The sequence below is a fragment of the Streptomyces sp. NBRC 110028 genome (genome assembly GCF_001417735.1).
Taxonomy (GTDB): Bacteria; Actinomycetota; Actinomycetes; order Streptomycetales; family Streptomycetaceae; genus Streptomyces.
Genome location: NZ_BBUZ01000051.1, coordinates 30,412 through 54,366 on the forward strand (window position 1 = coordinate 30,412; position 23,955 = coordinate 54,366).

Annotated in this window: 23 protein-coding genes; 20 read left to right on the plus strand and 3 right to left on the minus strand. The window is 69.9% G+C overall.

What is annotated here, in order from left to right:
• Window position 1: 1 nt before the first annotated feature.
• From gmd to ASC60_RS35285, 16 genes are all read left to right on the plus strand, one after another.
• Window positions 2–1,066: a GDP-mannose 4,6-dehydratase gene (gmd, locus tag ASC60_RS35210; RefSeq protein WP_199831138.1), complete on the plus strand. Its 1,065-nt coding sequence runs from the start codon at window positions 2–4 to the stop codon at window positions 1,064–1,066.
• A 274-nt stretch (window positions 1,067–1,340) separates the two neighbouring features.
• The gene (locus tag ASC60_RS35215; protein WP_199831136.1) at window positions 1,341–2,090 is read left to right on the plus strand and encodes an FkbM family methyltransferase; all 750 of its coding nucleotides are present in this window, start codon (window positions 1,341–1,343) and stop codon (window positions 2,088–2,090) included.
• A complete protein-coding gene (locus ASC60_RS35220; protein ID WP_055557784.1) occupies window positions 2,083–3,822 on the plus strand; it encodes an amidohydrolase family protein in 1,740 nt (579 codons plus the stop codon). Before ASC60_RS35215 ends, ASC60_RS35220 begins: the two co-directional genes overlap by 8 nt.
• An 80-nt stretch (window positions 3,823–3,902) precedes the next feature.
• On the plus strand, window positions 3,903–5,138 hold the full coding sequence (locus ASC60_RS35225) for an aspartate aminotransferase family protein (RefSeq protein WP_199831137.1): 1,236 nt from the start codon (window positions 3,903–3,905) through the stop codon (window positions 5,136–5,138).
• Between the two features lie 2 nt (window positions 5,139–5,140).
• Complete coding sequence (locus tag ASC60_RS35230; protein ID WP_055557785.1) at window positions 5,141–5,392, plus strand: acyl carrier protein; 252 nt, start codon at window positions 5,141–5,143, stop codon at window positions 5,390–5,392.
• Window positions 5,389–6,525 carry a beta-ketoacyl synthase N-terminal-like domain-containing protein gene (locus tag ASC60_RS35235; protein WP_055557786.1) on the plus strand — a complete coding sequence of 379 codons (1,137 nt, stop codon included), beginning with the start codon at window positions 5,389–5,391 and terminating at the stop codon, window positions 6,523–6,525. Before ASC60_RS35230 ends, ASC60_RS35235 begins: the two co-directional genes overlap by 4 nt.
• Window positions 6,525–7,283, plus strand: a complete 759-nt coding sequence (locus ASC60_RS35240; protein ID WP_055557787.1) for a hypothetical protein — start codon at window positions 6,525–6,527, stop codon at window positions 7,281–7,283. Before ASC60_RS35235 ends, ASC60_RS35240 begins: the two co-directional genes overlap by 1 nt.
• A gap of 2 nt (window positions 7,284–7,285) precedes the next feature.
• Window positions 7,286–8,641: a class I adenylate-forming enzyme family protein gene (locus tag ASC60_RS35245; protein WP_234357264.1), complete on the plus strand. Its 1,356-nt coding sequence runs from the start codon at window positions 7,286–7,288 to the stop codon at window positions 8,639–8,641.
• A gap of 73 nt (window positions 8,642–8,714) precedes the next feature.
• Entirely contained in the window at window positions 8,715–9,005 is a 291-nt protein-coding gene (locus tag ASC60_RS35250; RefSeq protein WP_055557789.1) for an acyl carrier protein, read from the plus strand.
• Window positions 9,006–9,013: 8 nt separating this feature from the next.
• Window positions 9,014–10,045: a BtrH N-terminal domain-containing protein gene (locus ASC60_RS35255; protein ID WP_234357265.1), complete on the plus strand. Its 1,032-nt coding sequence runs from the start codon at window positions 9,014–9,016 to the stop codon at window positions 10,043–10,045.
• Window positions 10,042–10,782: a 3-oxoacyl-ACP reductase FabG gene (gene fabG / locus ASC60_RS35260; protein ID WP_055557791.1), complete on the plus strand. Its 741-nt coding sequence runs from the start codon at window positions 10,042–10,044 to the stop codon at window positions 10,780–10,782. The genes ASC60_RS35255 and fabG overlap by 4 nt, the downstream gene beginning before the upstream one ends.
• A 34-nt stretch (window positions 10,783–10,816) precedes the next feature.
• Window positions 10,817–12,112: a glycosyltransferase gene (locus ASC60_RS35265; RefSeq protein WP_055557792.1), complete on the plus strand. Its 1,296-nt coding sequence runs from the start codon at window positions 10,817–10,819 to the stop codon at window positions 12,110–12,112.
• Window positions 12,109–13,101, plus strand: coding sequence for a Gfo/Idh/MocA family oxidoreductase (locus ASC60_RS35270; RefSeq protein ID WP_055557793.1), 993 nt, complete (start codon window positions 12,109–12,111; stop codon window positions 13,099–13,101). The genes ASC60_RS35265 and ASC60_RS35270 overlap by 4 nt, the downstream gene beginning before the upstream one ends.
• Window positions 13,102–13,189: 88 nt before the next feature.
• A complete protein-coding gene (locus tag ASC60_RS35275; RefSeq protein WP_055557794.1) occupies window positions 13,190–14,281 on the plus strand; it encodes an inositol-3-phosphate synthase in 1,092 nt (363 codons plus the stop codon).
• Window positions 14,282–14,340: 59 nt separating this feature from the next.
• The gene (locus ASC60_RS35280) at window positions 14,341–15,591 is read left to right on the plus strand and encodes an MFS transporter (RefSeq protein WP_055557795.1); all 1,251 of its coding nucleotides are present in this window, start codon (window positions 14,341–14,343) and stop codon (window positions 15,589–15,591) included.
• 4 nt (window positions 15,592–15,595) lie between these two features.
• Window positions 15,596–16,711 (plus strand): hypothetical protein, encoded by a 1,116-nt coding sequence (locus ASC60_RS35285; protein ID WP_055557796.1) that lies wholly within the window; start codon window positions 15,596–15,598, stop codon window positions 16,709–16,711.
• A 73-nt stretch (window positions 16,712–16,784) separates the two neighbouring features.
• Here the strand turns inward: ASC60_RS35285 and ASC60_RS35290 are convergent, their stop codons facing one another.
• A complete protein-coding gene (locus ASC60_RS35290; RefSeq protein WP_055557797.1) occupies window positions 16,785–17,336 on the minus strand; it encodes an AAA family ATPase in 552 nt (183 codons plus the stop codon).
• Window positions 17,337–17,633: 297 nt separating this feature from the next.
• On the opposite strand from ASC60_RS35290, the gene ASC60_RS35295 reads away from it, so the two are divergent.
• Both ASC60_RS35295 and ASC60_RS35300 read left to right on the plus strand, forming a co-directional pair.
• Window positions 17,634–18,776, plus strand: a complete 1,143-nt coding sequence (locus ASC60_RS35295) for an acyltransferase domain-containing protein (RefSeq protein ID WP_055557798.1) — start codon at window positions 17,634–17,636, stop codon at window positions 18,774–18,776.
• Between the two features lie 9 nt (window positions 18,777–18,785).
• Window positions 18,786–19,763 carry a GDP-L-fucose synthase gene (locus ASC60_RS35300; protein ID WP_055557799.1) on the plus strand — a complete coding sequence of 326 codons (978 nt, stop codon included), beginning with the start codon at window positions 18,786–18,788 and terminating at the stop codon, window positions 19,761–19,763.
• Between the two features lie 20 nt (window positions 19,764–19,783).
• Here ASC60_RS35300 and ASC60_RS35305 read toward each other — a convergent pair whose 3' ends face one another.
• Window positions 19,784–20,641 carry a MaoC/PaaZ C-terminal domain-containing protein gene (locus ASC60_RS35305; protein WP_055557800.1) on the minus strand — a complete coding sequence of 286 codons (858 nt, stop codon included), beginning with the start codon at window positions 20,639–20,641 and terminating at the stop codon, window positions 19,784–19,786.
• 112 nt (window positions 20,642–20,753) lie between these two features.
• Here ASC60_RS35305 and ASC60_RS35310 point away from each other — a divergent pair, with 112 nt between their 5' ends.
• Window positions 20,754–21,395 carry an HAD family hydrolase gene (locus tag ASC60_RS35310; RefSeq protein ID WP_055557801.1) on the plus strand — a complete coding sequence of 214 codons (642 nt, stop codon included), beginning with the start codon at window positions 20,754–20,756 and terminating at the stop codon, window positions 21,393–21,395.
• An 18-nt stretch (window positions 21,396–21,413) separates the two neighbouring features.
• Here ASC60_RS35310 and ASC60_RS35315 read toward each other — a convergent pair whose 3' ends face one another.
• Window positions 21,414–22,253 (minus strand): mycofactocin-coupled SDR family oxidoreductase, encoded by an 840-nt coding sequence (locus ASC60_RS35315; protein ID WP_370593002.1) that lies wholly within the window; start codon window positions 22,251–22,253, stop codon window positions 21,414–21,416.
• 376 nt (window positions 22,254–22,629) lie between these two features.
• Between ASC60_RS35315 and ASC60_RS35320 the strand changes: the two genes are divergently transcribed.
• Window positions 22,630–23,835 (plus strand): 3-deoxy-7-phosphoheptulonate synthase, encoded by a 1,206-nt coding sequence (locus ASC60_RS35320; RefSeq protein ID WP_370593001.1) that lies wholly within the window; start codon window positions 22,630–22,632, stop codon window positions 23,833–23,835.
• Window positions 23,836–23,955 lie beyond the last annotated feature (120 nt).

Below are 23,955 nucleotides of genomic sequence, written 5' to 3' on the forward strand. Positions count from 1 at the left end.
AATCCCCGTGAAGCGGGCACTGATCACGGGGATTACGGGACAGGACGGCTCCTACCTGGCCGACCTGCTGCTGGACAAGGGATACGAAGTCCATGGCATCGTCCGCCGCAGCTCAACCTTCAATACCCGGCGGCTGGACCACATCTACCGCGACCCGCACGATGTGCGTCGGCGTCTGATCCTCCACTACGGCGACGTCAGCGATGCCAGCCGACTGGTGACGCTACTGGCGCACATCCGGCCGGACGAGGTCTACCACTTGGCCGCACAGTCCCATGTCCGGGTGAGCTTCGATGAACCGGAGAACACCGGTGACATCACGGGGATGGGCACCACCCGGCTACTCGAGGCCATCCGCATGTCCACGATGGACATCCGCTACTACCAGGCGTCGTCCTCGGAGATGTTCGGCGCCGCGCCGCCGCCGCAGAACGAGCGGACCACCTTCCACCCCCGCAGCCCCTACGGCGCCGCCAAGGTCTACAGCTACTGGATGACGCGCAACTACCGGGATGCGTACGGAATGTTCACCGTCAACGGCATCCTGTTCAACCACGAATCGCCCCGGCGTGGCGAGACGTTCGTGACCCGCAAGATCGCCCGTGCGGCCGCGCGCATCAAGGCCGGTTTCGAGAAGCACGTCTTCCTGGGCAACCTCGACGCCGTCCGCGACTGGGGGTACGCCCCGGAGTACGTCGAAGGCATGTGGCGCATGATGCAGCTCGACCAGCCGGACGACTATGTACTGGCCACGGGAATCGGCTCCACCGTGCGGGAGTTCGCGGACCACTGTTTCTCCCACGTCGGCCTCGACTGGCGCGAGCATGTGCGGTACGACGATGTCTATCTGCGTCCGGCGGAGGTGGACACCCTGGTGGGAGACGCCGACAAAGCCCGCGAAGCCTTCGGCTGGACCGCACGGACATCGGTGTACCGCCTGGCCCAGATCATGGTGGATGCGGAACTCGCGCGGCTCGGAACGGACGGCCGGGACACCTGGAGCGCGAGCCCCTTCACCGGCTCTCGAACGCCTGTGGAGCACTCCGGACGGGTGCTCCCCCGCTGAGGCTCCCTCGCCCCGGCCACGACCGTCACCAGCCCGGCCCCATTCCCTTTGCGGCCCCGTACCCCCGGGAGCAGGTTGTGCCATGACCAGAAGTGACCGTACCGCTTGGCGGTCAGCGCTCGACCGTCGCTCCCACACGACTGGGTTCCGAGGGCTTGCGCAGCGCCTGCGCCACCCGATCAGAACGTCGTACCCGAGCACGCGTGCACTTCGGGCGCGTCGGCACCGTGGTGTGGGCCGCCCCTCGACCGCGAAGACCTTCTGGGGTCAGCGAATGTCGATCGCGCTGCCGGAAGAGGTGTCAGTGTCCATCCACCGCTACGGTTTCGTGGACTACGACCTGACCGCTTTCCTCCTCTCCCATCTGCGTCCCGGCTCGACGGTGGTCGACGTCGGCGCCCACATCGGCTACTACACGATGCTGACGAGCGCGCTGGTCGGGCCCGGTGGGAAGGTAATGTCGTTCGAGCCGACGCCCTCCACGCTCGCTGTCCTGCGGACGAACGTCGATCGCCTGCCCAACGCCTCGGTCGTGCCCGCAGCGGTCTGGTCGAAGAAGGAAGAACTCGTCTTCCATGACCACGGACTCGGATACAGCGCCTACAACTCAGCCTTCCAGGCGCGCCTGCCCGATGTCGTACGGGAGCGGATCCCGTCCGAGCCGTTCACCGTGGACGCGGTCAGTCTGGATGAACACGTGCGCGCCGAAGGCATCGACGTCGACTTCGTGAAGATCGATGCCGAGAGCGCGGAGGCGCATGTCCTGGAGGGGATGCGCGGCCTGCTGGCCCGCCGACGACCGGTGATCTCGCTGGAGGTCGGCGATCTCGACGTGGCCGGCGCGCCATCGAGCCGCGAACTCGTCGACACGCTGATGACCGCAGGTTATGAGCCGTGGGAACTGCGGCGCGGCACACCGGTGCCACACCGGCCGCGAACCCGCTACGCCTATCAGAACCTGCTCTTCGCACCGACGGGGCAGTGGCACGCATACGACACAAGGAGGCCGGACCACCATGCATGATCTGATCATTCGAAACGGCTCGCTGTGCGATGGGTCCGGCATTCCCGCGCGCACCGGCGACGTCGCGGTCGACCACGGCGTGATCACCAGGGTGGGGCGGGTCCCCGGACGGGGCCGGACCGAGATCGACGCCGGGGGCCACCTCGTCACGCCCGGATTCGTGGACATCCACACCCACTTCGACGGCCAGGTCAGCTGGGACCCCCAGCTCACCCCGAGCTGCTGGCACGGGGTCACATCGGTGGTGATGGGCAACTGCGGGGTCGGCTTCGCGCCGGCCCAGCCGGACCGCCACGACTGGCTCATCGGCCTCATGGAGGGGGTCGAGGACATCCCCGGCGCGTCGCTGTCCGAGGGCATCACCTGGGAGTGGGAGTCCTTCCCCGAGTACCTCGACGTCGTTGAGCGCCTGCCGAGGGTGATGGACGTCGCCGCGCAGGTACCGCACGGTGCGCTGCGCGCGTATGTGATGGGCGACCGGGGCGCCGCCAACGAGCCGCCGACCGAGGACGACCTGCGGCGGATGTGCGCGCTCGTCCGTCAGGGGCTGGAGGCGGGCGCCATCGGGTTCTCCACCTCCCGCACCGTCACCCATCTCGCCATCACCGGCGATCCGGTGCCCGGCACCTTCGCCGCCGAGGACGAGCTGTTCGCGCTCGGCGGTGTGCTCGGTGAGGTCGGCACCGGCGTGTTCCAGCTCGTGCCGTTGGGGGCGGGCGGCGAGAAGGTGGACGACCCGCTGGGCGAGATCAAGTGGATGCGCAGGCTGTCTGCTGCGGTCGGTCGGCCGATCACCTTCGGGCTGTTCCAGAATGACAACGACCCGGACGGGTGGCGCGAGTTGCTCCAAGTCGCCGAGGACGCGGTGGCAAGCGGCGCGGATCTACACCCCCAAGTGGCGGGCCGGCCCTTCAGTATCATCATCAGCCTGGACTCCACCCACCCGTTCCGCAGGCGGCCGTCCTACAAGAGGATCGCCCATCTGCCCGCGGCCGAGCGGCGCGGGGCGATGCGTGATCCGGCATTGCGGGAGAAGATCCTGGACGAGGCCCCGGATGACGCCGACCCCCGCTCGTCGCTGTTCCCCCAGGGCTACGAGCGCCACTTTCCGATGAAGGCGAACCAACCCGACTACGAGCCCCCGGCCGACAAGTCGTTCGACGCCATCGCCCGGCGCACCGGGCAGGACCCGGAAACACTGATCTACGACTTCCTCACCTCCGAGGACACCAGCGGTATGATCTTCCGTCCGCTGCTCGGCTACTCGGAGTACACCCTCGATCCGATCCGCGAGATGCTGCTGCATCCGCAGGCGGTGCTGGGGCTCAGCGACGCCGGCGCGCACTGTCGGCTCATCTGCGACGCCAGCACGCCGACGTCGATGCTGACGCACTGGGTGCGCGACCGCAGTCGGGGGGCCCGGCTGCCGCTGGAGTTCGTCATCAAGAAGCAGACCTGGGAGCCCGCGCAGCTGTACGGGCTGCGCGACCGCGGGCTGCTGCGCCCCGGGTACCGGGCGGACATCAACATCATCGACCTCGACCGGCTCAGCCTGCGCTCCCCGGAGTTCGTCCACGACCTGCCCGCGGGCGGCGGCCGCCTGATCCAGAAGGCGGACGGCTACGTGGCGACGGTGGTGGCCGGCGAGATCACCTTCCGCGAGGGCGAGGCAACCGGCGCACTGCCCGGCAAGCTCGTCCGCGGGGCCCGGCCCGGGCCGGTCGTCCTGTGACCGCGAGGCGGCCCGCCGCACCGGTGGGGCGTGCGAACAAGGTGAACAGAGGACGTCAAGCCGTAAAGGGGGACCATGCCGTGACCGACCGTACCGGAGCGCTCCGGCTCGACAATTCCATGAAGTTGCTCGCCCGAGGCCGGCTCGTCGACGCAACGCTGTCCGAGAAGGACTACGTGATCGAGCGGGACCGGCTGGTGGAGGGGGCCTATCCCGTCTACGGCGAGCGGGCCCGGGGCGCCCGCATCTGGGACGCCGACGGCAACGAGTACCTCGATTACATCCTGGCCTACGGCACGATCATCCTCGGCCACGCGGATCCGGCCGTGACGAAAGCCGCGCAGCAGGAAATCGAAGAGGGCTTCTCGATCACGCTGCGCAAGCGGACGCACATCGAGCTCGCCGAGCGCCTTGTACGGGTCATCCCGGGCGCGGAGCGGGTGTTCCTGCTCAAGACCGGGTCGGACGCCACCAGTGCGGCGGTGCGGCTGGCCCGGGCGTACACCGGCCGCGACCGGGTGGTGCGCTGGGGCTACAACGGGTGGCACGACTGGGCCGCCCAACGGCCTGGCGGGATCCCCGACACGGTGCGAACCCAGGTCGACACCTTCCGGTACAACGACCTCGACAACCTGCGGGAGGTCTTCCGGCGGCATGCCGGGCAAGTGGCCTGTCTGCTGCTGATGCCGTTCGAACTGGACAGTCCCGAACCCGGTTTCCTGCAAGGCGCCATCGATCTGGCCCATGAGCACGGGGCCCTGGTTGTCTTCGACGAGATGCGCTCCGGGTTCCGGGTGGCCCTGGGTGGCGCGCAGGAGCTGTACGGCGTGCGGGCCGACCTCGCGACGTTCAGCAAGGCGATGGCCAACGGCTGGGCGGTCTCGGCGCTGACCGGCCGGGCCGACGTGATGGCCATGGTCGGGCAGACACACATCTCGTCCACCTTCTACTCCAACACAGTGTCGATGGCGGCGGCGGTAGCGACGATCGACCAACTGGCCGACGGGACCGTACTGGACAGGGTCCGCCGGCTCGGCGTCCGGCTACAGAGCGGCCTGACCGAGCTCGTAGGGCGGCACGGCGTCCCGGCCCGTGTGCACGGTGTGCCACAGATGCCGTTCCTGGGTTTCACCCACCCCGACCCGGGCCGATCACGGGCGATGCAGGACGCGTTCTTCGCGGAAACCACCCGCCGGGGTGTGTTGCTGCACCCGACACATCACTGGTTCATCTGCGCCGCCACCACCGACACCGACCTCGACCACACCCTGGCGGCGTGCGACGCGGCGTTCGAGGTCGCGGCGAAGGTGGCGTAACCGTGGACAGCCACCAGAAGTTGCTGGCGCTCGTGCGGAGCAAGCTCGCACACCAGCTTCACGAAGAGGAGAGTCTGCCGTGGCTGAGCGACACCGAACCGCTGGCGCCCGCCGGGGTCGACTCGGTGCTGCTCATCACGGTGGTCGGGGAGCTGGAGCAGGAGCTGGGCGTGGCCCTGTCGGACGACGCCGTTCTCGAGTCGGCGAGCATCAGCTCGCTGGCCACGGCCCTGAACCGAGGTGATCCGCAATGAGCACCGAGGAGAGCGCGGTCGCCGTCACCGGTCTGGGTGTGTGCGGCCCGGGTGGGGTCGGCGTGGCCGCGCTGTGGGAGGCGTTGTCCACCGGCCAGGCGTACCGTCCGCCCATCACGGCGTTCGACGCCACCGGCGCCACCCTCGGCGCGTCCGGCGAAGTGCCGGGGCCCACCAGCGGGGACGGCACCTGGCGCGCGCTGGACCTCGCCGAGTCCGCCGTATCAGAGGCACTCGACGGGTTCGACGGCGCCTTGCGCGAGCGCGTGGCGCTGGTGCTGGGGACCACCGACCCCGGTGCCGTCCCGCCCCGGCCGGGATACTGCGCGGGGGAGCTGGCCGCAGCCTGCGCCGAGCGGACCGGACTGGGCGGCGAGGCCCTCACCATCGCCAACGCCTCTGCCTCGGGCGCGGCGGCCATCGCGGTGGCCCGGGACCTGGTGGCCGTCGGCGAGGCGGCCACCGCCGTGGTGGGCGGCGCCGACGCCGTAACCGACATGGCCTTCCTGGGCCTGAACTCACTGCGCACCCTCGGCCCGGAGGGGTGCCGGCCCTTCAGCGCCCGGCGGCGGGGTATCGGCCTGTCCGAAGGCGCGGCCGTGCTCAGGCTCGAACCTCTCGACGACACCGGACCCGGCACCGCCGGGCGCCCACTGGCAGTGCTGGCCGGCTGCGGGATGACGAACGCCACCGGCCATCTGGCCGCCCCCGGAGCCGACGGCATCGAGCTGGCCGTACGGCTCGCCCTGGCCGACGCGAGGCTCACACCGGAGGACATCGACTTCGTCAACACCCACGGACCAGGAACCCGACGCGGTGACACCGCGGAGATCGAGGCCCTGCGCGCGGTGTTCGGCCCGCGGCTGTCCTCGGTGCCCGTCAACAGCGTGAAGGGCGTGCTCTGGCACCTACAGGGCGGTGCGGGCGCCGTCGAGGCCCTGACCTGCGTGCTGTCCCTGACTCATCGAGCGGTCACTCCCACCTGGGGCGCCGAGCCGGTCGACCCGGCCTGCGACGACCTCGACCTGGTGCTCGAGGACGCCCCTCGGCCCATGCCGGACCTGCGGACGGCACTGAGCGTGTCCTGTGGCCTGGGCGGGATGAACACCGCGCTCGTCCTGCGGAGGGCCTGATGAACGACCAAGTGGTGATCACTGCTGTGTCCTCGGGTGAGGTCGACACCGAGGACCTGTGGCGCGCGCACACGGCGGGCGCCGACGGCTGGCGTGATGTAAACAAGTGGACACGGGAACTCCCTGAACGCATTGCCGAGTTGGCGGGCTATGCGCTCACCGGTGCCGGTGAGCCGGACCCGGCGGGCACCGGCTGCGTCACCGGCTCGGTGTACGGCTCGGGGCATGTGGCGGAGTCCATCCGCGCCCGGCTGGACGCCGGTGCGCGCTCCTCCCTGGCACCCGAGTCCTTCCTGTACTTCAACGCCCACGGGGTGACGTCGCTGATCTGTCTGCGCCACGGGCTGGGCGGCTACTGCGCCACCGTGCTCGGGCCCGGCGCCGGGATGCAGGCCCTCGCGATCGGGCAGCGCAAGATCCGGCTGGCAGGGGGCGCCCCGGTGCTCTGCGGAGCGTACGAACTGTTCAGCCCCGCCGCCGCCCGTGCCTGCGGCAGCGAACCGGTGACGGGGTGGGCGGCGTTCCTGGTCCTGGAGACGGCCTCGCGGGCACGCGCACGGGGCGCCCGCGTGCTCGCGAGGACCGGCCCGGTCGAGAAGTGCCCACCGTCGGCGGCGCGGTCGACCGATGCGCGCGCGACCGCCCCGCTGGCGGAGCTGGCCGCGGTGGTGGCTGGCGACCGCGAGGCAGCCACGGTCACCGTGGCCGCGGCGGGCAGGCGACACGGCTACCGCTGCACAGCGTACAAGGAGGGATGACCATGATGGACGACACGCTGCTGGACGTCCTCGCCGAGCATCGCCGGGCCGGCCGGGGGAGCCGTCGCGCGCTGGTGGACCGGCAGCGATCGGTGACGTATGCCGAGCTGGAGCGCGAGGTCACGAAGCGTGCGCGGGAACTGCGGTCCTCCGGGGTCGGCCCGGGGGCCCGGGTCGGCGCCGTCCTCACGTCCTCGCTGGACTCGGTGGTCGACTTCGCGGCGGCGACCAGCCTTCACGCGGCGGTGCTGGTCCTCCAGGAGCGTACCGGCGACGCGGAGCGCTCGGCCGCGCTGGCCGATTTCGGCGCGGAGCTGAGCCTCGACCGCGGCCTGGTGACGCGGCTGACGCCGGTCGAGCGGAGCAGAGGGGAGCCGGCCTTCGCGGTGAGCAGTTCGGGCACCAGCGGCCGGCCGAAGGTGATCTCCCGCGAGTGGCCGGGGACCCTGCGCAACTCGGCCGCGTTCGCGCGACAGTTCGGCCTCGACGCCGATGACGTCGTGCTCACCACGAGTCCGCTCGGCCACAGCTACGCGATCGAGGCGGGCACCCTGGCCGTCCTGTCGGCGGGAGCCTGCCAGCTCGTGCCGACCGGCCCGCTGACTCCGGCGCGCGCCGCGCTGCTGGCCGAGCGCCACCGGCCCACCGTTCTGCAAAGCGTTCCGGTGGTCCTGGATTGGTGGGGCCGGGGCGGGGTGCCACGCGCGGGCTCCTGGGACCGGTGCGTCAGCGCGGGCGACATCCTCCCGGCTCAGGCGGTCACAGCCTGGCACGACGCCGGTATCGCCGTGTACGACCACTACGGCAACTCCGAACTCGGTCAGCTGACCCTCACCCCGGCCGGCGGCAGCGGCAGCGTCGGACAGCCGCTCCCCGGGGTCGGGCTGACGGCGGGCTCGGGCGAGCCGGGCCCGGTGGCGGCACGCTTCCCCGGTCTGTCACCCGTCCGGCTGGAGGAGGGGCGTGCGGTGGCCCTCGCCGACGACGAGGGATGGGTCACCACCGGCGACCTCGGGGTGCTCGACGACCGCGGGCTCCGACTGACCGGGCGCGGCGACCTGCTCATCAACATCGCCGGGAACAAGGTCTCCCCCATCGAGGTGGAGACCGTCCTGCGCGGCCTCCCCGGGATCAGCGACTGCGCCGTGGTGGGTCGGCCGGGGCCCTCGGGGGAGCAACAGGTGTGGGCCTTCGTCGAGGCCGACGCCGACGGGTTCGACACCGCGGCACTGCGCCGCCGAGCCGGCGAACAGCTCATGGCGGTGAAGGTGCCCACAGTGATCCAGAGGGTCGACGAGCTGCCCAGAACCGGCAGCGGAAAGGTCCGCAGGGGCCTGCTGATGGAAGGCGGAGATTGACCCACCGCCCCCAGACGGACGCGGACGCACACGCCAACGCACCAACGCACAAGACGAGGAGAGGGACGCGCACATGACCGACAGTGCCAACACCCAGCAGACCGACCGCCGGCTCGCCTTGGAGTTCATCATCACTGTGCTCGCGGAACGGCCCCACCTGCCCGATCAGCTCAGCGAAACCACCACGCTCGACGAGATCGGCATGGATTCGCTGGACCTTATCGTGGTGTTCTCCCGCTTCGAGGAACAGTGGGGAGTGCCCTACAGCGAGGAGGAGACCGACTGGACGGTCTTCAAGAATTTGGGGCACCTGGCCGACACGTTGGTCGCCCGCGCCCGCACCGCAGGCCGTGACCTGCGGTGACCGGCGCGATGGTGCCACGGTTCGATCAGCTGGGGGCGCTGGGGTGGCGGGACCGCGCGCTGGACGGACTGAACTGCGTGCTGCGCTGTGTCGAGGCCGTCCTCCGCTTCCGGGGGCTCGATTCACTGGCCGTCGCCCGCGCTCTCAACGGCCCGCTGGATCCGGTGGGCCGGGATCTGGCGAAGGACTTCGACGGCTGCCGGGTGGACTACCGCACGGAGTTCGACGACGGCAGCCGCAATGTGCCCTTCGTGCTCGAGCGCCTGACCGCCGGTGAGCCGGTCATGGTGTTGCCGGACCGCTTCCACCTGCCCGGCGACGTGTACGAAGGCCGCTACCACTTCCATGACCACGCGGTACTGGCGGTGCGCTGGTCTCCGGACGACAGCTTGATGACCGTACTGGACACCGATGCCGACCTGGACGACGGCTTCCGGCGCCACTGGACACTCACGCCCGAGCTTCAGGCGCTGTTCACCTGGGTGGGCACCGTCACGGTGACCGACGCGCCGGACGTCAGCGACACGGAAGAGTACTTCGCGGAACGGCTGGCCCGGGACACCGCGCTGCTGTCGGTGGGGGTACACGCGCTCGGTGAGCTCCTCGACCAGCTCACCGAGAGCGGTCTCGGGCTGGTGACGGCCCGGGCGCTGCATGTGCTGGTGCTCGGCGACATCCAGCCCCAGCTGTTCATCTACGGCAACGCGCTCGCCGTGCCCTCCGCCTCCGGCGAAAATCCCGTTCTGCCTCCCGAGATCGCGGCGGTCCGGACCGCTGCGCTCGACGCCCGGGTCCGTGCCAAGCGGCTGGGTATCGCCCTGATAGCGGCGCACGAGCAACCGGAACCACTCGCGGTGTACCCGCGCGTCCTGGAGCTGAGCCGTCCGCTGCGGACCTCGCTGAACCGGCTGCGGGAGGCCCTGGTCGCCGCGGGCGGCCAGGAGAGCCCCTTCGACCCCGGGGCGTCCGCCCGGCTGCGCGCGCGGTTCGCGCATATCGAGGACACGTGCTTCCCCCTGCGCCAGGAATCGGTGACGTGAGCGTCCAGGCAGCCCTGGTGACCGGGGGTTCCGGCCCGCTGGGGCAGGCGATAGCCCAGCAGTTGAGCCGATCGGGCTACGCCGTGGGGGTGCACGCGCACCGGAACGAGGAAGCGGCGGCGGCCGTGGCCGACGACCTCCGGACGGCGGGCGCGGCCGCGGTCGCGTTGTCGGCCGACTTGTCCCGCCCGCATAGCGGCAGACAGGTCGTCGGGCGGGTCGTTGAGGAATTCGGCCGTCTGGACGCCCTGGTGGTCAATGCCGGGGTGCACAAGGACCGGCTGCTGCTGGGCGTTCCGGAGGACGAGTGGGACGAGCAGATCGCGGTCAATCTGAGCGGAGCGTTCCGCTGTCTCCAGGCCGGGGTGCGGGCCATGACGCGGCACGCGGGCGGACGCATCGTCCTGGTGTCCTCGGTGGCGGGCCTGCGGGGGCAACCGGGCCAAGCCGCCTATGCGGCCGGCAAGTCCGGTCTGCATGGGCTGGCATGGACGGTGGCCAGGGAGTACGGGCGGTACGGGATCACCTGCAACTGCGTGGCCCCCGGTCTGGTCGCCGACACCCCCGCCTATCACCTACTGCCCGCCAAGGCGCGGCACGAGGTGGTGAACCGGACACCGCTCGGGCGGGCGGGCCGTGTCGAGGAGATCGCCTCGGTCGTGGCCTTCCTGTGCTCCTCTTCGGCCTCGTACGTCACCGGGCAGGTGATCGCGGTGGACGGCGGGATGACGACCTGAACGACCAGGGACGACCGAACGAGCAGGAGGACGCATGACCGAACGAGTGTTGTTCTTCCCCTGGGGCTGGGGAGGCGGCGCGGCCTACACCGGCCGGTGCCTCGTACTGGCCCAGGCGCTGGCCGAGGCGGGCGACAGGGTGGCCTTCGCGGACTGCGGCATCAGCGCCATGGTGCGCGAGGCCGGTTTCCCGGTGCTGGACTCCGCCCTCGAGGCCCCCCGTCCGCCCGACCGGCACCCGATGCCGTCGTATCTGCCGTTCGCCGATGTGGAGCGGGTGTTCGCGGTCGCGGCCACGTACCACCGGATCGAGCGCGTTCGGCAGCGGGTCGCGGCGGACACCCGACTGATCGAGGCTTACCGGCCGACGGTGGTCGTCATCGACATGTGTCCGACCGCGGCCCTCGCTGCGCGGGCCACAGGCATCCCGGTGGTCTCCCTCGCCGACGCGGACTTCATCACCCCGCGGGCAAACGGATGGATGCCGTGGTCGACGGTGTCGCCGCGGGACCTGCTGCCGCACCCGCCGAGCCTCCCGGTCTGGGACCAGATGTCGCGCGAGCTGGGGCTGGGACCGGTGGCCCGAGCGGAGCATCTGCTGTGGGGCGATGTGACCCTGGTGTCCAGCCTGCCCGATTTGGAACCGGTCGAGGGGCCGCCCCACCGGGGCGATCTGCACTACGTGGGACCGATGTACTGGAACCCGGTGGTGGCGACCGGCACCCCCACGCCCCCGGAGACCGGTCGGCCCAAGGTGTACGTCACCATCGGCAGCGGAGGCACCGTGGGCCGCCAAGCCCTGCAAAACGTGCTGGACGCCTGCGCGGAGCAGCCGTGGAGCGTGTACGTCTCCAGCGGCTTCGCCTTCGAGGGCGATCTGGCGGTGCCGGACAATGTCGTCGTGGCGGGCTTCACCGGCCTGGACACCCCGCTGAAGTGGGCCGATGTGGTGCTGAGCCACGGGGGTTCGGCCACGGTGCTGGCCACGCTCGAACACGGCAAGCCCTCGGTCGTCATGCCATTCATGTCCGAACAGGAGATGAACGGAAGGCAGTTGGTCGAGGCCACCGGATCCGGCGTACTGCTGCGGACCAGTGAGACCACCTCTCACGGGCGGCTGTCCTTCAGCGACCGGTACTCCGGCCCGTCCGACCAGTCGTGCGTCCGCGTCGGCGATGTCCGGCAGGGCATTGCCGAGGTCCTCGATGATGCCCGGTTCACCGAGCGGGCCGCGCAGTGGGGCGCCCGCCTGCGTGAGCGCCGCAGGTCGGCGAACCTGGTCGCCCTGGCCCATTCCGCCGTTGCGCAGGCCGCGGGGGTGAGCCGATGAGCGCGAACACGGTCGTCGGCATCGTGGGCTGCGGTCAGATCGGCGCGATGTACGCCGAACACCTCGACGCGCTGGGTTACCAGCGCCTGGTCTTCGTGGACGCGGACCGCGACCGCGCCGAGAAACTGGCGTGGAAGGCCACTTCGGGGAGCGTCGTCGGCTCGGTCGGGGAACTGGTGTCCCGTGGCTGTGACGCGGCGCTGGTCACGGCAGCCACCACGAGCCATCCGGAACTGGTCGGGGCGCTGATCGAGGCCGGGGTGCCAACGCTGTGCGAAAAGCCGCTGGCCACCGACCTCCGGCAGACCGAGACGCTGGGCAGGCTGGCCGAGGCACACGGGGTTCCGCTGTGGGTGGGGTTCCAGAGGCACTTCGACCCCGGTTTCGCCGACCTGCGGGCCCGCACCACCTCCGGAGAGCTGGGCCGTCTCCAGTCCCTCCGGCTGGTGTCGCACGATGTGTCGCCGCCGCCGGTCGCCCGGCTCCGCGAGAGCGGTTCGATCTTCACCGACCTCATGCTGCACGACTTCGACATGGTGCGATGGCTGACCGGGCGCAGGATCGTCCAGGTCGTAGCCGACGGCGCGGCGGTGTCCTGCCCGGAGCTGACGAACATCGGCGACTTCGACACGGTCACGGCGATGATCCGGCTCGACGACGGCACACAGGCCGTGCTCGCCGCGGGCCGGTGGCAGCCTGTGGGCTACGACGTGCGTGCCGAAGTGCTGGGCGAGCGAGGCCATTTGGCGGCGGGGCTGGCCCGCGCGGACGTACCGGGGTCGGGCGAAGCGGAGCTCCCGCGCTTCCGTGGGTACTGGGACCGGTTCGCCACCGCCTACCGGGAACAGGTGCGGGCGTTCCTGGCCTTGGCCGCCGGCGGGGCCGGTGACCCGGCCTCGGGCGGCTGGCGCGACTCCCATGAGGCGCTGCGCTGTGCGCTGGCCGCGGAGCGGTCGGCCAGATCCGGAGCGGCCCCGGTGGAGCCATGACCGGCGGTGTCCTGGCCGGCTATGCGACGGGATGACCGGCCGTCAAGGTCCGGCCTTCGGTCCAGGAGATTTTACGAAGGGAAGAACCATGGACAGGATTCGCGTGGCGATCGCGGGCGTCGGCAACTGTGCCGCCTCGGTCGTGCAGGGAGTGCACTACTACGCCGAGGCGGACCCCGCGACCCGGGTGCCCGGGCTGATGCACGTCGACTTCGGCGGCTACCACGTGCGCGACCTGGAGTTCGTCGCGGCGTTCGACGTGGATGCCAAGAAGGTCGGGCAGGACCTCTCGTACGCCATCTCCCGGTCGGAAAACAACACCATCAAGATCTGCGATGTCCCGCCGACCGGCGTCACGGTGCGGCGAGGGCCCACTCTGGACGGTCTCGGACAGTACTACCGCGAGGCCATCACCGAGTCGGAGCAGGAACCGGTCGACGTGGTGGAGGTGCTCCGGCAGTCGCAGGCCGACGTGCTGATCTCCTATCTGCCCGTCGGCAGCGAGGAAGCGGACCGGTTCTACGCACAGTGCGCGATCGACGCGGGCGTGGCATTCATCAATGCGCTGCCCGTGTTCATCGCCTCCGATCCGGCATGGGCCGCGAAATTCACCGAGGCGGGCGTGCCCATCATCGGCGACGACATCAAGTCGCAGGTGGGCGCGACGATCACGCACCGTGTGCTGGCCCGGCTGTTCGAGGACCGCGGCGTCCACCTCGAGCGCACGATGCAGCTCAACGTCGGCGGGAACATGGACTTCTGCAACATGCTGGAGCGCAAGCGGCTGGCGTCGAAGAAGACGTCGAAGACCCAGGCAGTGACCTCACAGGTCGATCGCGGCATCGAGAAGAAGAACGTGCACATCGGGCCCTCCGACCACGTGCCGTGGCTCGACGACCGCAAATGGGCCTATGTGCGGCTGGAGGGACGCGCGTTCGGCGACGTCCCGCTGTCGCTGGAGTACAAGCTCGAGGTGTGGGATTCGCCGAACTCGGCGGGCGTCGTCATCGACGCCGTGCGGGCGGCCAAGATCGCGCTCGACCGCGGGATAAGTGGCCCGCTGGCGGCACCTTCATCGTATTTCATGAAGTCGCCGCCCGAGCAGTACCGTGACTCGGAGGCATACGATGCCGTCGAGGCGTTCATCGCCGGCTCCCCCGACCAGCGTGCGCGTCCGTGAGCCGCCGGGCATTTCCGAACCGAGATCCGACGCGTGCCGGTAGGAAAGGGGCACCGGTGATGTCCGGTCCCGCGGCCACGGCGCCGGAGTCCGTCCGCGAACGGGACTTCCGTCTGCTGTGGGTCGGCAGCGGCATCAGCCAGTTGTGCGGGATGGCGACGGTGGTCGCTTTCCCCCTGCTCGCGGCCCGGGCCCTCGGGGCGACGGTGGGCGAGGTCGGTCTGATCACCGCGGCGGGCTATCTCCCGTGGCTCATCGTCACCCTGCCAGCCGGGGTGTACAGCACGTGGCTGAGGCCGCGCACCATGCTCCTGCTGACCGACCTCAGCCGCGCAGCGATCGTGACCATGGTGCCGGTCCTGTCCGCGCTCGGACACCTGGCGCTGTGGCATCTGTACCTGTCCAACGTCCTGGTCAGCTGTGCCACGGTGTTCTACGAGATCGTGTACCTGTCCATGCCGCCGCGGATGCTGCCGAAGGACAAGCTCGTCTACGGGAACATCCGGCTACAGATTGCGCGCGCGGTGTCGCTGGCCTTCGGACCAACGGTGGCAGGGTTCACGGTGCAACTGCTCGGCCCCGAGCGCGCCCCCTTGGTCAACACGGCGGGATTCGTCGTGTCCGCGTCGTGCAATCTGCTCATGCGATCTCGCATCGAGTCCACCAGGTCCTCGACTCGTGCCGGTGGCATGTGGACCGAGCTCGCGGAGGCCGTCCGATTCGTTACGCGACAGCGTGTCATCCTGGCCTCGATAGCGGGCTCGGCCGTGGGAAACTGCTGTTTCGCCGCGTACGAGGCCCTCGTTGTCATTTTCCTGGCCGACGACGTCGGAATCGCCCCGGGCACCCTGGGCATGCTGCTGGGGTCGGTGGGCATCGGTGGGCTGATCGGCGCGTTCAGTGCGGGCCGCGTCAGCCGCAGCCTGGGCACCGCGCGCTCGGTCTGGATCCCGGCCACCGTCCTGGCCCCGGCGGGACTGCTTCTCCCCCTGACCCGGCCGGGCCCCGGGCTGTCCCTGTTCGTGATGGGCGCCACGCTCTTCCACGCCGGATACGCCGTATTCACCGTCGGGCAGGCCACGCTCGTACAACTGCTGACACCAGCCGATCTGCTACAGCGGACGGTCGCCTGCGTCCGGTTCGTCAGCCGGGGCATGCTCTTCTTCGGCGGACTCGTCGGCGGCGGCCTGGGAAGCCTGTTCGGCCCGCGGCTCGGACTGGCCATCGTGATGTTCCTCTGGCTCAGCGCCCCGCTCATCACCGCGTCCTCGCGGCTGCGGCACTGGCGGGACATTCCCCCTTTGGAGTGACCACATGTCTGAGACGATCGATATCGTCATGACGACCATCGGTTCGGGGTCGTTCCTGGACCACTACACCGACGCCCTTGCCGAGGATGGTGCCCGGCTCGTCGTCATCCCCGACCGCAAGACGCCCAGCGCGTTCTACGACGCCTGCGAGCGGGCCCGCGCCCGGGGAGCCACGATCGTGGCGCCCGATGTGGAGGAGCAGGACCGGCTGCTGGCGAAGCTCGGGATACCTGATCTCATCCCCTGTGACTCCGACAACCGGCGCAACATCGGCTATCTGCTGTCGTACATGAACGACAGCGCCCTGGCCGTGTCCATGGACGACGACAACCTGCCGGTCGCCAGTCCGTTCCTCGACGAACACCGGATCGTTCTCCGGGGCCCGACGCGCCACCGCGTGGTCTCGGTCGGCAACGGCTGGTTCAACGCCTGCGACCTGCTGACCGTCAGCCCCTGCCGGGTATTCCCACGGGGTTTCCCCTACGCTCCACGAGAGGCTGGCACCGAGGTCACCAGCACGGAGGAGACGGTCGATGTCCGCGTCAACGCCGGGCTGTGGCTGGACGACCCCGATGTGGACGCGGTCACCCGGCTTGCCGTCCGGCCGAGGGTCACCGCCTATGGCGGCGAGGCCGCCGTGCTGGCCGGGGACACCTGGTGCCCGGTCAACTCCCAGAACACCGCAGTGCACCACGACGCCCTGCCCGCCTACTACTTCCTGCGCATGGGCCAGTCCATCGGCGGGGCCACGGTCGAGCGCTTCGGCGACATCTTCAGCGGGTACTTCGTGGCGGCGTGCGCCAAGCATCTGGGGCATGCGGTGCGGTTCGGCGGCCCCCTGGTCAATCACGAGCGCAACGACCACGACCTGCTCAACGACCTCGCCATCGAGCTGCCGGCCATCCGCTTCATGGACGAACTCCTGGACTGGCTGCGGGAGTTCTCGATCGAGGGCAGCGACTACCGTGAGTCCTACGAATCCCTCAGCCACGGCTTGCAGGACTTCGCCGAACAGGCCCGGGGCCGCGGCTGGACCCCCGACGCACGGGCGTTCCTGCACCGCAGCGCCCACCTCATGCGCACCTGGCTGACCGCCATCCGCCGGGTGAACGGCAGCTGATGAGCGACGAGTCCGTGCGCGGGGCCCTGGTAGGGAATCCACCAGGCCCCGCCCGGACCCGTCGCTCGGCGGATCAGTCCTTCGCCAGGATGGCGTCGACCGTCTCCTCCAGGGTCATCCTGGAGCTGTCGAACCACGTCCCCTCGCCCGTGAGTTCGGTGCGCAGTGCCTCATCCAGGAAGGACCAGTCGTCCGCCAGCACCTTATCCCGTTCGGCGACCCGCCGACCGACGACCTCAGCCGACGGTGCGAGGACGATGAGGCGCAACGGCAGGTCCTTCAGGTGCTCGAGGTAGAACTCAAGGTGCGCGCGCCGGACGACGACGTCGTCGATGACCGGGACGACACCGGCGGCGTGGAAGCTGCGCGCCAGCACCGAGGCATTGCGGGCGCGCAGCAGTAGCTGACGGTCCGCCTCCAGGTCCTCCTCCGGCGAGGGCAGGTGGCCCCCCGACACGATCAGATCCTGGAGGTGGTCGCCCTCGATGTGCGCGCCGAGGGGGAACCGACGGGCCAGCTCCGCTGATACCGAACTCTTCCCGGACCCGGGTATGCCGATGACGAGAAATACGTCGGAGGCAGGTGTGGTGTCCACGACCTGGCCCTGGAACGAAGTTTCCGGCATTCTTTTTCTACTCCTTCACCAATTCCCGGACAACGGTCTTGTCGAGCAACGGTCCGAAATGGCCGGCACCGCGATACTAGCAAGAACAAACACCCATCAGATCCGTTTCGATGAAAAGGGGAAGCGCATATGTCAACCAACAGCGCACTGCCCTCTCCCCCACCCTGGTTGCTGGTGCTTTCCGGCACCGATCGGACAGCATTGGCGGACGCGGCGAGAAGGGCTGCGGGGTTACTCGCCCATGGTGCCCGGCCCGAATCCGTGACGCCCGAGCGGCCCGTTTCGGCGGGGGACGACATGGAACGTCTGGCGGTCACCGCCGCAGATCCGGAAGGTCTGGCCGAGGGGCTGTCCTTCTTCGCCGACGGCCTGCCCAGTCCGCGGTGGTTCTCGGGCCGGCCTGATGGCGCCGCCACCCGCACGGCCTGGTGCTTCGGCGGCCACGGCAGCCAGTGGCCGGGCATGGGGCGCGCCCTGGTGGACTGGGCTCCCCCGGCGGCGCGAGTGCTGCACGAGCTCGACGCGCTGCTGCCGGGCGGGGTCATCGAACCGCTGATGACCATGTCCGACGGTGAGACCGGCGGGCCGGAGGCGACGCAGCCGCTCATCTTCGCCGTGCAGGTCGCGACCGCCCACTGGCTGTGGTCGCTGGGCCTGCGGCCGGAGGCGGTGGTGGGGCACAGCCTCGGCGAGGTCGCTGCTGCCCATGTCGCGGGTGCCCTGTCCCTCGCCGAGGCGGCGCGGGTCGTCGCCGTACGCTCCGGCCTGCTCTCGCGGGCGGCGGGCGGCGGGGCGATGGCCACGGTGGGGCTGGACCGGCACACCGTCGAGCAGCGCTGCGCCCGGACGCCGGGGACGGTGGTGGTCGCCGCCCACACCGCGCCGAGGGAGACGGTGGTCACCGGGGAGAGCGAGGCCACGCGTGCACTGGTGGGCACGCTGGAGGCCGAGGGTGTGCGATGCAGGCTGATCCGGATCAACGCTGCGTCACACAGCCCGTTCGTCGACGACGTGCTGCCCGAGATGCGCGCCGCGCTCGCCGACTTGGCCCCCGCCACCCCGCACACCTCCTGGATCTCGACGGTCGATGCCGAGCCGGAGCCGGGCGGGCTCGGCACCTCGGACTACTGGGCGCGCAATCTGCGGCAGCCCGTACGGTTCACCCAGGCGGTGTCCGCCCTGGCGGGACGAGGCGTCCGGGCGTTCGTGGAGATCGGCCCGCACCCGGTGCTGATCCGGCCGATCCGTGACACGCTGCGGGCCGAGGAGATCGGCGAGCCGCTCGTGGTCGCATCCGGCCACCGGGCGACCCCGGAGCCGGTCTCCCTGCTGCGCCTCCTAGGGGCCCTGCACTGCCGGGGGCTGGAGCTCCCGGAACCGTTCGGCGGCGGCCGGGACGTGCTACGGCCGGCCCCGGAAACCACCATAGGCCGAGGATAGGAAGCGACCATGTCCGCGCACCCCCTCCCCCTGGACCGCTCGGCCACTGTGCTGGTGGCCGGTTCGTCCGGTCTCGTGGGCTCGGCCATAGTTCGCCGTCTCCGGGCCCAGGGGTTCACTTCGGTCGCCGGGATCCACTCGGCCGACGTGGACCTCACCGACGGCCGGGCGACGCTCGACTACGTCACCTCCCTCCGGCCCGCCGTGGTGATCGACGCTGCCGCCCGAGTCGGCGGCATCGCCGCCAACGACGCGGAGCCGGTGGAGTTCCTCAACGACAACCTCCGAATTCAGACCAACCTCTTCGCCGCGGCGCACGCGGCGGGGGTGGACCGGCTGCTGTTCCTCGGTTCCTCGTGCATCTATCCCAAACACACCCCGCAGCCGATCCCGGAGTCCGCATTGCTCACCGGGGCGTTGGAGGAGACCAACGACGCCTACGCGATCGCGAAGATCGCGGGTGTGATCGCAGTGAGGTCCTACCGCAGGCAGTACGGTCGGCGATGGATCTCCGTGATGCCGACGAACGTCTACGGCCCCGGGGACAACTTCCACCCGACCCGGTCGCATGTCCTCCCCGCGCTGATCCGCCGGTTCCACGAGGCGGTCCGGTCCGGCACCGAGGAGGTCGTCGTCTGGGGCACGGGCACACCGCGGCGGGAGTTCATCCACGTCGACGATCTGGCAGCGGCATGCATGCACCTACTGGACCACTATGACGATCTGTCGCCGGTCAACATCGGCGTGGGCGAGGACCTCACCATCGCGGACCTGGTCAAGCTCGTGGCCGATGCGGTCGGCTTCACCGGCCGACTCACGTGGAACACCAACAGGCCCGATGGGACCCCGCGCAAGCTGCTGGACGTCTCCCGGCTGCTCGGCACCGGGTGGAGGCCGAGGATCGGGCTGCCGGAGGGGGTGCGGGCGACCGTCCAGTGGTACGCCGATACCCTGGCCGCTTCCGATGGGCGCCGGGGGGCCGGCTGACCCACCGTCGGCGCCCCGGATCACCCCGCCGCGCCAGCGCGCCGATCGAATCTGCCGCAATCCATGACGAGCCTGCCGTTCGAGCGCACCTCGAACAGTGCCGACTCGCCGCGCTCCCAGATCCGCACGACGAGCTCCTGACCGGGCAGCACGGGAGCGGTGAAGCCTGCGGACATGGTGCCGAACGTGGACGTCTCACCCTCGCAGAGCGCGTGCAGCAGCGCCCTACCGGCATACCCGAAGGTGCACAGCCCGTGCAGCAGAGGGCGGCCGAACCCGAGGCGCGCGGCGATCGCGGGATCGGAGTGCAGCGGGTTCAGGTCGCCGTTGAGCCGGTAGAGCAGGGCCTGGTTGGCTGCGGTGCGGTAGCCGACAGCATGGTCGGGCTCCCCCGTCGGGCGTTCCCACGGCTCCTCCTCGCCCGGATCGCCACCGAAGCCGCCCTCACGCCTGATGGTCAGCCCGGTGCGGAGATCGGCGAGAGGCCGACCGGTGCACGCCTCCACGCAGGAGGAGTCGATGACCGCCAGCGCGCCCCGGCCCCGGTCACGCAGCGCGGTCAGGCGGGAGTTCGTGACCGCGGCGCCCGCCACCGGCAGCGGGCCGTGAAGCGTCACCGACTGGTAGGTGTGCAGCAGCTGTGACACCTCGTAGTCGCCGAAGACGGGCTCGGCCCGCCGGGACACCAGGGTGGCCGCGAACGTCGGCAGCACCGCCGGCGTCGCTCCCCCGGAGTCCTGGGTGGTGAACCGCAGCTCGCGGGTTGGGTCCTCGGCGCCCGCCCCGACGCCGATGGCGTAGAGGGCGGTGTCGAAGAAAGTCCAGTGCCGGGTCCCGGAATTCCAGGTGTGCCCGACGAGATCGTGGTAGAGCGTCATGGCATTCCCCCTCTCCGCCGCTTCCACGGCGCGAACCGAGCAGTCCGATCCGGACCACTTCTCCCAAGACCGCGATCGCACATGTCCGATACGACCGAATCGGGGTTGAGTGATGATCAACGCGTTGCTGGTCGACGCAGGCGGCGTCCTGTTCAACAACGTCGCCGAAGAGACCTCCTTCATTCCCACGATCGCGCGCCGATACGCTGTGGACGAACGCAGACTGCTGGCCGGCCTCCTGGCGTCGGCGCACGTCTACGAGAGCGGCGCCGGCCATGTGCACGATGTCCTGCGCGCGCTCCTGGACGAGGCGGGCAGCCCGCGGACGGACGCGTTCAACGGGGACTGGGTGGACCGCCTGTACGCCGACAGTGTCCGGTGCTACGACGCCAACGTCGCGGAACTGGCCGAGTTGCGGCGCGCCCATCCGGAGCTCACCGTCGTTCTGGCCAACAACGAAGCCGAGCACTGGGACCACCTCAAGAACGCCCGGTATGGTCACTACCGGTTGTTCGGCCACCTGTGCTCCTCCTGGCGGGTCGGGCAGGTCAAACCCTCCGCCGAGTACTTCGCCGAGACACTGGACCACTGCCGGATCGAGCCGCGCGAGGCCCTGATGGTGGACGACCGGGCGGCGGTCATCACGGCAGCACACGACCTGGGCATGCGGACGCTGCACATCAGCAGTCCCACAGTGCTACGCACCCGGCTGCGGGCGACGGTCGAGAACCTCGTCCCGTCGGCGAGCGGCTGACCACGGGCGGTACGCAGCTCAGAATTCGCTGACTCCGGCGTCGACGGCCATGGCGTGCGCGGTGACGTGCCGAGATGCGTCGGAGACCAGGAAGAGCACGGCGTTGGTCACGTCCTCCGGCGTAATACCGTCCACCGGCTGCATGTTGACCAACATGCCGCGCAGCCGCGGATCGGCCATGCTCGCCTTGGCGACCTGGGCGAGCATGGCGCGGCTGCCCATCGCGGTGTCCACACCGGTCGGATGCACACTGTTCACGCGGATGCCGAACCGCGCGAGCTCGGCGGCGAACGCCTTCGCCATCCCGCGCACCGCGAACTTGCTGGTGGTGTAGGGAATCATGAACGGCTGCACCTTCAGCCCCGCCGAGGAGCTCATCAGCACGATCGACCCGCCGCCCGCCGTCACCAGGTGCGGCGCGGTCGCCATCACCGTGTTCCAAGTACCGCGCACATTGATGTCCATCGTGTCGCGGAAGATCTCCTCGGTGACCTCGTCCCAGGCGCGGGGGATGCAGATTCCCGCGTTGGCCACCACAGCGTCCAGGCGCCCGAGAGTCTCCACGGCCCGGTCGACCTCGGCCCGCAGACCAGCGAAGTCACGGACATCTGCCACCACGGGCACAACCCTTCGCCCCTTCTTCTCCACCAGGGTGACGGTCTCTTCGAGCTCCGTCGGGGCCGAGGAGCGGTAGGCCACACCGGGCAGCGTCGCGCACAGGTCAATGGCGATCACATCGGCCCCCTCCCCCGCCATCCGCACGGCATGCTCGCGTCCCTGCCCGCGGGCGGCGCCCGTCACGAGAACGACCTTGTCCCGCATCAGTCCACTCATCGCACATGCCCTTTCCTCACGCATCAGGAATGTGACTGGAGGGGTCCTCCAGGTAGTTCGACCCGAGCCACGGTATCGAAGCGCCTGACATTCTTCACTCCTCTCGGTGGCCACCGAAATGGTCCAAGAACAGATATTCATGCGGCGGCGAAGACGATAAAATCGAAACCGTCGGCACGGCCACCGAGGGGAATCGGAGAGGTACTGACTCCGGTTCACCGCGGTAGCGCCTTCTGGCGAGGCCGTTCCCGCTCGACCCACCCCATCACGACGTCGTCGGCTCCATTCACGGTCATGTCGCACTGCATGAGGGGGATCGTTGACCGAAAAAGCGCCTACGGCTCCGCAGTTCGCCCCGGCCCGCCCGTCGCCGCCGCCGCCGAACCGTTTGAGCGCCGCGGTGGACAACGCACTCGCCCGTCCCGCGGCGCAGCAACCGCAGTGGTCCGACGCCGAGGCCGTGCACCGGGTGCGGACCGTACTGGAGAGCGTGGCGCCGGTGGTCCGCGTCGAGGAGGTGGATCGACTGCGGGCCCATCTGGCCGCCGTGGCAGGCGGCCGCGCGTTCCTGCTCCAGGGTGGTGATTGTGCCGAGACCTTCGCGGAGACCACTGAGCGGTACATCGCGGGCACCGTCCACACCCTGTCACGGATGACCGCGGTGCTCACCGCCGCCGGCCGGCTGCCGGTGGTCACACTGGGCCGGATGGCCGGGCAGTACGGGAAACCGCGCTCGGCTCCCCTGGACCCGTCGGGTCTGCCCAGCTATCGGGGCGATATCGTCAACGCGGTCGAGGCGACCGCCGAAGCCCGCGCCCCCGACCCGGACCGGATGGTCCGCGCCTACGTCAACTCCAAAGCCGCGATGGCCGTGGTGAACGCACTGCTCGCCACGGGAGCGGCCGGGCCGACCGAGCGGGCTCTGGCGGGCAGCGGGCTCTTCACCAGCCATGAGGCCCTGTTGCTGGACTACGAGCGCGCCATGCTGCGCGTGGACGGCCGCGACCCGGACGCGCCGAAGCTGTATGACCTGTCCTCACACTTCCTGTGGATCGGCGAGCGGACCCGGCAATTGGACGGGGCACACATCGCCTTCGCCGAGCTGCTGGCCAACCCGGTCGGGATCAAGATAGGCCCGACGACCACGCCGGAGCGGGCCGTCGAATACGTTGAGCGGCTCGACCCGCACAGGGAGGCAGGCAGGCTGACCCTCATCAGCCGGATGGGCAGCGCCCAGGTACACCAGGTGTTACCGCCGATCGTGGAGAAGGTCACCGCGTCCGGCCATACGGTCCTCTGGCAGTGCGACCCGATGCACGGCAACACGGTGACGTCCGGCAGCGGCTACAAGACCCGGCACTTCGACCACATCCTCAGCGAGGTCCGTGCCTTCTTCGAGGTACACCGCGCGCTGGGCACGCACCCCGGGGGGCTGCACGTGGAACTCACCGGTGGCGATGTGACCGAGTGCCTCGGTGGCGCACAGCGGATATCCCCCGCCGATCTGCACCAGCGATACGAGACCGCCTGCGACCCCCGGCTCAATCGGACGCAGTCCCTCGAACTCGCCTCCCTCGTCGCCGAGATGCTGCACCCACGGCCCTGACATTGCGAACGGCCCGCACCGGGACGCGAGAAGCCATCGGGGCCGCCGGGAAACATGAGATACGCCCCTCGGCGGTTAGGATGGGGTGTCTTATGACTGCCACTCTCGTCGCCAAGGGTC